Raw genomic sequence first — 10,967 nt, forward strand, 5'->3', positions numbered from 1 at the left:
AAACATCTCAAGGGCGAAGTCGACGTCAGTGAATTGCCAGAACCGTTTGCCGGTGTTGTGCGAAAAGCCATGGACCGAGATCCGGCAAAACGATTTCAGTCGGCCCGGGAGATGGCCACCGCACTGGGCTGCGAAACGAAGAACGTGACGGATGATTCCATTCCCGCCAGTCTGTCGCTGGTGGGACGGAAACCGGCATCGACATCACGCCGGAGGCCGTCGCAAATTGAATCGATCGGAGTCGAAGATTTGGCCGACACCGTCGGTGCGAGACACGCCGTCAGCGATACCACCGAATCAGAAACGCCGGCCGATAAATCAAATCGCGACGAAGTACTTGCGGGGCGACTGCAACGGATGGCCGACGTTCGTTACTTGGCCCGGGTGGGGCTGTCCATCGGATCAACAGCTATTTTGATGATGGTGGCCTTCGCAGCCACGGAGTATTGCTCTGGGCTTTTCGAGGGATCGACCGCCGTACTGATGACACTCGGGATTTGGCTGATTTCGATGGCGTTAGCTGTCACGCTTATCCTGGTCGTGCCTCAAGATCCCGGCATTTCTACAGCGCTGGTCTCGCGAACCTGGTTGATCGGAATTTGGCTGGTGGCCTACTTTTTCATCGCCAACTTTCTCAATAATTTCCCACAATACGACGTGTATGTCGGCTGCTGGCTCGGTGCGCTGGCGGCAACGATGCTGATCGATTGGCGTTGCTTTTGTGACCCACATCGAGCCCAACGCGTGACCATCTCGCGAACCTTGATCGCGGGTGCGATCAGTGGTGTGGTTGCCGGAATGAGTGGTTGGGCGCTGGGGATGCATTCTGCCGTTCTGGACTACGTCATCTTATCGATGGCGGCAACGATGACGGCCGCGATCACGGTTCAATTGACGGCGGTATGGATGCCCCCGGACCCGTTTCCGCTGAACCGACATGAGACGACCGGGACAGACGTCTCGGCCAACGGGACGGCACCACGCGTGCATTCCTTGGATCAATCCACAGCCTCCACACCACCAACCGCCGAGCGAGTCTCATGACGATTGCGACCTTTGCCCTGTTTATCATTGCCGGCTTGTACCTCGCAGTCTTGATCCTGACGATCGTGTTTGCCGTCAACGCGAAGTCGACCGCCGGTCGCGTCGGATCGATCTTGGCCGGACTGTTTTTGCTGTTGGTGGTGCCAATGCTCTTCCTGGTCGCCACGTTTACCCTGCGGATGGAATCGAGCCATGAGCCGCCCCGCAGCAGTCACTCGACGGTGACCGGCGTGGCGGAGTCCGTGCCGTCGCCACAATCGTTTGAGGTGGCTGCTCCCACCGCGGCCCAGGCACCGGCTCCTGCCGCCGTTGCGTCCGCCCCCGAGCGACCTGTGCCGCCGCCGATCGTCGAGTTGGCCGGGGAACCGGCCACCAGTGAACCATCGCCGGGGCAATGGCGAACGACTGACACCGAAGCGTTCACGGCGAACGTGTATCCCAGTTACTCCGCCGCGATCAGGCCGCTGACTGCTGGACTGCGAGAAAAACTCGCAGAAAAGCAAGTGCTCCAGCGCGACGAGAACGACGGCGTGATCGATCCCGAATCCATTGTCGTCAGCGCGTCGGGCTCGAGCGCCGAGTCTCTGGTCCCTCAGATCACCGAACAGCTGAGCAAGCTGTTTCCCGGCGTCGCCGTCCGGTCGGTCGGCAGTGTGCCGGCGGAACCCATCGAGAATCAGCTTTCGGTTCAACTGATCGTCTCGGCGGCGAGTTCGCAACCGGCGACTTGGGATCGTCAACAAGTTATCGAGAACGGATTGTTGACCTGCACCATTCAATCCGCCCAGCGGCAAACGTCGTTTCAAGCCTTTGTCACCGAAAAGCCTTGGGTCGAATCGTTGGATCAGTTCGTTTCGATGTATCCGCAACGCAATTTTGTCGTCGGCTACTCCGGCGAACTTCAGTCTTCCGAGGGGCAAGCCCGCAAACAGGCGTTGACCGATGCGGTTCGCCAGGCCGCGATCCATTTTCGCGGCAAGCCGTATGCGATCATCGACGAGCGGCATGTCATCGATCGATTCGCTCAGCGGCTTTCGCGTTCCTACGGTGACGTTTGGCGGGAGGCCGTTTTGGTCGAAGTCCCCGGTCAGGAACAAGTCAGTGTGGCACGCATGACCGTCGAAGAATCCTTTCAACGATCCTGGAGAGAGCAGCTGACGCAAGCCGTTGGGATGATGGTTCTGGTCGTTGTGACCATCTTGCTGTGCCTTGCGCTCAATTGGGTCACCCAAGGCTATTATCGCAGCCAGCTCGTGTTAGGATTGGCCGGCGTCTTGGTCATGGGCTTTCTGCTCGCCGCGTTGATGATCGCGTAAAGTCAAAAAATGAACGAAGCTGACGGGCATCTCTTGCAATTAGTCCAGTCCGGTGATCAAGAGGGATGGCGGCAGTTCGTTGATCGTTTCCAGCGACGGTTGATCGCGTTCGCAGTCAAACGCGTTGGATCGGTGGCCACCGCAGAGGATCTGGTCCAAGAGACGTTTGTCTCGTTTTTGTCGTCGCAGGAAAACTATCGTGCCGACGGTGAATTGGAATCGTTTCTGTTTCAGATTCTGCGTTATCGCATCATCGACCATTACCGTCGCAGCGGCATCCATCGAGAGGTGCCGGTGTGTGACTTCATCGGGTCCGATGCGAGTGATGTCGTCTCGGACGCGGTGTCAACCGAACCGGGCGTCAGTTGGTACGTCCGCCGCGACGAGCAAGACGAACGGGCCATCCGTGCGCTGGCCGGCGCGGTGCGTCGTCTGGCGCAATTCCTTCAATCGGGCGAGCGATTCAAAGAACTGCAGATCGCCGAAGGGTTGTTCTTCGCGCGGCGACGCAATCGGGAATTGGCCGCGGTGATGAACAGCAGCGAAAACGAAATTGCCGTGGTCAAACGACGCTTGATCGGGCGGCTGCGAGACGATGTGAGTCAATCGACCGAGCCATTGGCCGACTGGGGAAACGACATGACATTGGCCAGTGATCTATTGAGTCGCGTCTGGGAATCGCAGCGACCGAGTTGCCCCAAGCGAAGTACGTTGGGCAAATTCACGCTCGGCATTCTGCCACCGCCGTGGGCGGAATACGTCGATTTTCACGTCCGAACTCTGGGGTGCGGTTTTTGCCGCGCCAACCTGGACGAACTCAATCCGGATACGTCACGGGATGATCAAGATGCCGCCCGCGAGCGACTGTTCGAATCGACGATCGGCTTTTTCAGTGCGTCGCTGGGCCGGTCGGGCGAGAGCGAGATCTAGGGTAAGAAAATTTTGGAGGTAGGAAAATTGGATTGGCCTTGATCGTGGACTTCTCCAAAATCTTCCTCCCTCCAAAACCTTCCTACCCATTCCGGACCCACAGCGTGCCCGGATCATCCTCCGGACGCGACAATCTAATGCTTCTTCTTGGCGTTTTTGTTTGGATTCAGTGGCAACACGTCGGCCCGCTGGGCGTAGGCCTGCCACATCGCCGCCAACTGTTCGACGCGCTCGGGTTGCTCGTCGGCAAGGTTGTGCTGCTCACTGCGATCGTTCGCGATGTTGTACAGTTCCCATTTTCCCTTGGCACCCTTGGCGACCAATTTGTGATCACCGACGCGAATCGCACGATTGCCTTCGTGTTCCCAGTAGATCGCTTCGCGCTCGATGGGTTTCCCTTCAAACGTCGGCACCAGACTCTTGCCTTCCATCGGCTTGATCTTGCGACCGCCGTGGAAAACGGTCGGATACTCTGCACCGGAGACGTCGACGGCGGTCGCCATTAAATCGACCAGGTGCCCGGGCGTGTGTTCCAGTTCGCCATGACGGGTGACCTTTTCCGGCCAGTGGACGATCAACGGCGTCGAGATGCCTCCTTCGTGGGTCCAGTGTTTGTATTCTCGAAACGGTGTGTTGGAGACGGTCGCCCAGGCGCGTCCGTAGCCGATGTAGGTGTCGGCCGGTCCCGCCATCACGCCCTTGCCGGTCCGGACCGGGAATCCGTCGCGGGTTTGTTTGGGTTGCATGTCGGGCTGCAGATAATCGTCGGGCAATTCGGGCAGGGGTGCCGTTTCGCTGCGTTGTTTGCCGTTGCCGCCCCGGCCGTAGCCTTCGGCGCAGCCGCCGTTGTCTTGGAAGAAACAGATCAATGTGTTTTCAAACTCGCCGGTATCACGGAGCGCTTCGATGATCCGTCCGATGCCCTGGTCCATGTTGTCGACCATCGCAGCGTAGACTTCCATGTTGCGTTTGTCCCACTCCCAGAACTCAGTTTCTTTGGCACCTTCGGGGACGGGGAAATTCGTCGTCGCCTTCGGATCGATGACGCCAAGCTCGATCATTTTTTGGTACCGCGCCGCGCGGATGGCGTCGTACCCGGCATCGTATTTCCCCTTGTACTTTTCGATGTCCTTTTCCAAGGCATGCATCGGCCAGTGGGCGGCGGTAAAGCTGACGTACATGAAAAAGGGTTGATCGCCGGTTTCGAAATGATGCTCGTTGATAAAACGAACGGCGTGATCGGCGATCGCATCGGTGTAGTAGAACGTACCGTTGGTTTGTTCCTCCGGTCCGTATTCGGGATCGGCCGCGGGCGAGATGTATTGGTTGTCGCGGGTCAACGTGTTGGGATCAAAGAAGCTGCCGGCGCCGTGGATGGTGCCGTAAAAGCGATCGAACCCGCGTTGGCGAGGCCAGTTGTGCTTGTCCGCCTCGTTTTCCGGTCGGATCATTTTGGTGACGTGCCACTTTCCCGACAGGTAGGTCCGGTAACCGGCCGGCTTGAGAGCTTCGGCCAAAGTGACACAGTTTCGATTCAGATCGCCGCGGTATCCGTCGTAGCCGCGATCATTCATCATGTGACCGATCCCTGCCTGATGCGGATACAACCCCGTCAGCAGACTTGCCCGCGTGGGGCAGCACCGCGCCGTGTTGTAGAACTGTGTGTACCGCAGGCCGTGTTCGGCGAGCGCGTTCAAATTCGGCGTCTCGATCTCGCTGCCGTAACATCCGATATCCGAATAGCCCATGTCATCGGACATGATGTAAAGGATATTCGGGCGAGTGGCAGACTCCGCGTTTGCAATGGACAGAGACAGGGTTTGCGTCAACAGAGCGACAACTGCCATCCAAGCCAGAGCAGTGGTTCTGTTTCGCAAAGGACGCGAGAATGACTGGCGGCAACCGGCCCGCTTCGAAGCAAGGAATTGAATCATGTCGAATCCGATTTGGTCTCAATGCGGGTGTCTCTGGCGGCAAGGAACCGAACACGGTCCCGCCGACAGTTTCTTCTCTCCCAACCCGCAAGTCAAATCCCAGCTTCATCACAGCGGTGTGCGGCCTCCGGTGCAACCAAAGATCTCTCCGGTGACGTAGCTCGCCTCTGGACTGGCCAACCAAACATACAGTGGCGCGAGCTCGATCGGTTGGGCGGGACGATTCAACAGCGTGTTGCCGCCGAACTTTTCCATTTTTTCCGCAGGCATCGTGCTGGGAATCAATGGCGTCCAGACGGGGCCGGGAGCGACCGCGTTGACGCGCACGCCCTCTTTGATGGCCAGCTCTGCCATCGCCTTGGTCATGCCCGCGAGCGCCGATTTACTTGCGGCGTATGGCAGCAGATAACCGGCTGGCTGGAAGCTTTGAATCGATACCGTGTTGATGATGCTTCCTCCCGGTGGCAGATGTTTCATCGCCGCCCGCGACAACCAGAACGTCCCGTACACATTCGTCTTGAAAACGCGGTCGAACACTTCGGTTGAAAAGTCATCGATTTCATCCCGTGTCTGTTGGTAAGCCGCGTTGTTGACCAGAAGATCCAGTCCGCCAAACTTGCTGACCGACTGCTCGATCAAATCCGCGCAAAAGGATTCATCGCGCAAATCGCCTCGGATCAATTCGGCGCGGACGCCGGCCTGCTGCACCAACTCGGCCGTTTGCTCGGCATCATCGTTTTCGCAAAGGTAATTGATCGCGACGTTCGCGCCTTCGCGGGCGTAACAAATCGCAACGGCACGCCCGATGCCGCTATCACCGCCGGTAATCAGCGCCGAGAGGCCACGCAGTTTTCCCGATCCTCGGTAGGACTGTTCTCCGTGATCCGGCTGGGGCGACATCTGGGCCGTCGATCCGGGGACATCAAATTTTGACTGCTGATCAAACGGCGGTTGCGCATACATTGGTCGCGGATCGACCAACTGGATCCGCTCGTCGACGTTGGTTGCCATTGTGGTTGCCTGTGGTTCCTTGTTCGCAGGGTGAAATTGGAATGGCTGATTGACTATCGGAATTGATACTCGGAGTTGTCCTTGTCGAAATCTTCCGGAGTCAAACCGACGTTCAGTTGTAGATCACAGTAGGCATAGCGTTCGATCAAGACGGGTTGATCGTCGTCTTCGCTGGGCCAATCGTAGGCTTCGAACCGAGTCGGCAATTGCAGTTCTTTGTCGATGTAGACTCTGGCGCAATGAAACGGCAAATCGTCGCGCCGCTCGGGGTGGATGACTTCGAAGAGTCTGCAAGGACGTCCATCGACGTCGACATCTTCGACCACGTTGGTCTGGCACTCGCCGCCGGCCAATTCGATGCTGCCGAACTCAATCATCCGTTCGACCAGACGCTGGATTCCGAAATCGTGAATCGTGTACCGACTATTTTGCGTCGCCATCTCGCTGGTCGGTTCAATCAGTGCGGTGATAAACGCCAACCGCGACCCGCCTTTGCGGACAAGCATCTTGCCGTCGTTTTGACCGGCGACCCAAAGCACCTCTCTGCCTTTGATTGATTCGGGTGCTTTGTACTTGAGGTAAATGCTGACCGAGCCATTGCCGTCCGCGCCCGGTTCATCGTGATGTTTGACTTTGGCTTGGCAACACTTGACGCTTTGAAGCTGTCCGTCGATCCGTTCCTGGGCGATCAACGTGCAGGTGTAATCTTGAATGTCGCGACGACAGCGTTCCAAGCTTTCTTGTCCCTGAATCAAGATCGCACGTAGCGGGTTCAACGAATCGGACTGGCGGGCGGCAGCCTTTTCGATCCCGACACGCGGCTGATGGGAACTGATGGTGTTGGAGCGGACCAAAAGGGTTGACGGTTGCGGCGGAGTGTCTTCGGCAACCAACGGGGAGATTGTCAGCGCCAACAGTGCGACCGGGGGCAACACGTGCGTGAAAGGATTCGGTCTCATGATTCAGTGCTCCAGTTGTTCAAATTGCGTTGTAGGTCTTGATTCGCATTCCCACACCACAAGCGAGTTGGCTGCAGTTGATCGGCCAAGCTGGTTGATTTCGCGTCAACGACGCAGCCTCCAGATGTTCTACGTACGCTTGGCGAATCGGGATCTGCAATGCTTTGGGAAGGAAACGAAACGGGAAACGAATTGCCGAGATCATTCAGGCGACGATTGCCCCCCATCGGATCGTCGCCTATGCAACTGGCGTGCCCGTCGCGCACCGAGAACTTGTCGCGCACCGAGAACCCGTATCGCACCGAGATGCGGAACAGCGAGCCATTGCAACGGGCGATCCTTCAAGACAACGGGGCTCCAGCTACACTATCGTCCGTCGGCAGCACTCGTTCGCGTCCAGCGTCGCCCTGCCGTCCCGCCACCCGCCCCTTGAACTTTCATTGCACCATGCTCCCCCGCTTTAAGATGCTGCTCCCTCGCTCGCTCGCGTTTTGGTTCGTCGTCGTGACACTCCCCGCCGTCGCCGCCGACCCGGACACGTCGCAAGAATGGGCCATTGAGGACTACCCCGCCCCGAGTCGCCAACAGGCGATCGACTGCGACACGGGAACTTGGATGAACCTGGATGTCAGTCCCGACGGAACGCAGGTGGTCTTTGATCTGCTCGGCGACCTGTACCTGATGCCGATCACGGGGGCTGACGGGACCGAAGCGACGGGCAAGCAGTTTCCCAAGAATTTGACCAACACCGTCGCTTGGGAAATGCAGCCACGCTTTAGCCCGGACGGCAGCCAGATCGCGATGACCAGCGACCGCACCGGCAAAAACAAGAAAGGCGGCGACAACCTCTGGATCCTCCCTCTCGATGGATCCTCGCCGACCCAGGTGACCAGCGAAACGTATCGTCTGGTTTGCAATCCCGTCTGGTCGCCCGACGGTCAGTATCTGGTCGGTCGCAAACACTTCACCAGCCGGCGGTCGCTCGGTGCCGGCGAGTTTTGGATGTACCACCGCGACGCCGTTGCCAGCGGGGCGACCGCGGGCGTGCAACTGACCAAGCGACCCAACGACCAAAAGGATGTCAACGAGCAGGTTTTTTCACCCGACGGACGCTACCTGTATTACAGCCAAGACGTGACGCCGGGCGACACCTTTGAATACGACAAGAATTCGCACCAGGGCATTTACGCGATCAAGCGGTTGGACTTGATCGAGGGCACGACGGAAACCCTGATCCGCGGCCCCGGCGGAGCCTGCCGCCCGACACCGTCGCCGGATGGAAAAACACTGGCATTCGTTCGCCGTGTCGGGGCGAAGACCGGATTGCATTTGTTCGATTTGGAATCGGGCGCAATTCGATTGGTCGATGACAACCTGGAACGTGACATGCAAGAATCGTGGGCGATCCACGGCGTCTACAGCGCGTTTGATTTCACCCCCGACGGGCGATCCATCGTGATTTGGGCGAAAGGGAAAATTCGCCGGATCGATCTGGAAAGCGGCGATTCCGAAATCATCCCATTCCGCATCCGCGACAAGCGAACCGTCAAGACCGTTGTTCGCCACAAGACGCCGGTCGCCGAAGACGATTTCGATGTCAAGATGTTGCGCGACGTCTGTGTGTCGCCGAGCGGTGACCGCGTCGCCTATCAAGCACTCGGATACATCTACGTCAAATCCTTGCCCGACGGTGAACCCGTTCGTTTAACCGAACAATCCCGGCACTTTGAATTTGCACCATGTTTCTCCCGCGACGGCAACTACATCGTTTACACCACATGGAACGATCGTGATCTCGGAACGATTCGAATCGCATCGACCGATCCGGCGGCCGACGAAAACTGGATCGTGACCGATCAACCGGGGCACTACACCAATCCGACGTTTTCGCCCGATGGAAAACGGGTGGTGTTTGAACGCCGCGGCGGCGGCCACCTGCGGTCAGCGCTATGGTCACGTGAACAAGGGATTTACCAAATCAATTGGCGTGACGGAGTGGCAGAGCAGATCACCCAATCGGGCAGCGATCCACAGTTCGCCGCCTCGGGCGATCGAGTTTTCTTGACGCGACGCAGCGGCGGAAAAGAATCCGACAACGTCACCCTGTATTCGGTCGACCTTTCCGGCCAACACGCCCGCGATCACTACACCAGTGACTGGGCGACCGAGATGCAGATCTCGCCGGACGGCAAGTCGCTGGCGCTGATCGAGCGGTTTCATGTCTATGTCACTCCCTTTGTTCACGCCCCGTCGGCAATCAAAGTCGGTCCCGGCGGCAAGGGGTTGCCGATTGCCAAAGTCAGCGAACAAGCCGGCGACTTTGTGCATTTTTCCGGTGACGGTTCGGCATTGCACTGGTCCCTCGGACCTGAACTGTTCACCTGCGACGTTTCTCAAGCGATGGTCAAGTTGGCAACCGCCGGTGTTGAACCGGACGATGCTCCAACGGATCAGGCGGAAGCGGATCAGGCGGAAGCAGAGCAGGCGGATACGGATGCAGAAGCCCAGGCAAAGGAAACCGAAAACACCTCCCCGCCGGCTGTCCAGAACGTCCACATCGGCTTCACCCACCCCCACGCCCAACCCGATGAAACCCGTGCGCTGGTCGGCGGAAAGATCGTCACGATGGGCCCGGCTGGTGTGATCGAAGACGGCGTCGTCTTGATCCGCGGCAATCGAATCGTTGCCGTGGGAAGTCGCGAGGAAGTCGAGTTGCCGGACGATGCGATCAAAACGAATCTCAAGGGCCAAATCGTGTTGCCGGGTTTGATCGACACGCACGCCCACGGAGCCCAAGCGACCGACGGGATCACGCCTCAACAGAACTGGATCGATTACGCCCGTCTGGCGTTCGGCGTCACCACAATCCATGACCCCAGCAACGACACGCACAGTATTTTCGCGGCCAGCGAAATGACCAAGGCGGGCGTGATCCATGCCCCACGAACGTTTTCGACCGGCAAGATTCTGTACGGTGCGACGGGCTCCTACAAAGCCGAAATCGAATCCCTGGCCGACGCCGAGTTTCATCTCAAACGGATGAAGGCCGTCGGAGCGTTCAGTGTGAAAAGCTACAACCAACCACGACGCGATCAACGACAGCAAGTCTTGGCGGCCGCTCGAAAGCTGGACATGTTGGTCGTCCCCGAAGGCGGTTCGACGTTCATGCACAACATGACGATGATCGTCGATGGACACACCGGGATCGAACACACCTTGCCGGTGCAAACGGCTTATGACGACGTGATGGATCTATGGCGAGGCACCGGCGTGGGATACACGCCGACGTTGAACGTCGCCTACGGGGGGCTCTCGGGCGAGCGTTATTGGTACGAGATCGACGACCTGTGGTTGCACACGCGGTTGAAAACGTTCATCCCGCCCCACATCTTGAACCCCCGCGCCCGCCGCCGCGAAAAATCACCGTTGGAAGATTACAACCACATCAAGGTCGCCGAAATCGCCAGGCAAGTGGTCGAGCAGGGCGGGCTGGTTCAAACCGGTGGTCATGGTCAGCTTCCGGGAATCTGCACGCACTGGGAAATGTGGAGTTTTGTGCAGGGAGGAATGACTCCCATGCAGGCGCTCACTTGTGGAACGATCAACGGAGCGAAGTACTTGGGGCTGGATGACGATCTGGGATCGATCGAAGCAGGCAAGTTGGCGGACCTGATCGTGATCCGCCGGGGCGCCGATCCGACCAAGCAGATTCGTGACTCGGAAAAGATCCAATTCGTGATCGCCAACGGCAACCTGTTCGAAGCCGATCGGAT

General features: G+C 58.3%; 7 protein-coding genes. 4 read left to right on the top strand and 3 right to left on the bottom strand.

Annotated elements, in window-relative coordinates:
- The 3 genes from ABX749_RS08635 to ABX749_RS08645 form a co-directional block, all read left to right on the top strand.
- The coding region (locus ABX749_RS08635; protein WP_372895625.1) for a hypothetical protein at window positions 1-1,044 on the top strand (1,044 nt) is incomplete at its 5' end.
- A complete protein-coding gene (locus tag ABX749_RS08640; protein ID WP_372895626.1) occupies window positions 1,041-2,360 on the top strand; it encodes a hypothetical protein in 1,320 nt (439 codons plus the stop codon). The genes ABX749_RS08635 and ABX749_RS08640, both read left to right, overlap by 4 nt.
- A gap of 9 nt (window positions 2,361-2,369) precedes the next feature.
- Window positions 2,370-3,290, top strand: coding sequence for an RNA polymerase sigma factor (locus ABX749_RS08645; RefSeq protein WP_372895627.1), 921 nt, complete (start codon window positions 2,370-2,372; stop codon window positions 3,288-3,290).
- Window positions 3,291-3,424: 134 nt separating this feature from the next.
- Here ABX749_RS08645 and ABX749_RS08650 read toward each other — a convergent pair whose 3' ends face one another.
- The 3 genes from ABX749_RS08650 to ABX749_RS08660 all read right to left on the bottom strand — a co-directional run bounded on the left by ABX749_RS08650 (window position 3,425) and on the right by ABX749_RS08660 (window position 7,194).
- On the bottom strand, window positions 3,425-5,137 hold the full coding sequence (locus tag ABX749_RS08650) for an arylsulfatase (protein WP_372895628.1): 1,713 nt from the start codon (window positions 5,135-5,137) through the stop codon (window positions 3,425-3,427).
- Window positions 5,138-5,332: 195 nt separating this feature from the next.
- The gene (locus tag ABX749_RS08655; protein WP_372895629.1) at window positions 5,333-6,235 is read right to left on the bottom strand and encodes an SDR family oxidoreductase; all 903 of its coding nucleotides are present in this window, start codon (window positions 6,233-6,235) and stop codon (window positions 5,333-5,335) included.
- A gap of 53 nt (window positions 6,236-6,288) precedes the next feature.
- Entirely contained in the window at window positions 6,289-7,194 is a 906-nt protein-coding gene (locus ABX749_RS08660; protein WP_145218637.1) for a DUF1571 domain-containing protein, read from the bottom strand.
- A 465-nt stretch (window positions 7,195-7,659) separates the two neighbouring features.
- Between ABX749_RS08660 and ABX749_RS08665 the strand changes: the two genes are divergently transcribed.
- Window positions 7,660-10,967, top strand: a 3,308-nt coding sequence (locus ABX749_RS08665) for an amidohydrolase family protein (protein ID WP_372895630.1), incomplete at its 3' end; no start/stop codon positions are given.

It is taken from the genome of Stieleria sp., assembly GCF_041595215.1.
Lineage (GTDB): Bacteria > Planctomycetota > Planctomycetia > Pirellulales > Pirellulaceae > Stieleria > Stieleria magnilauensis.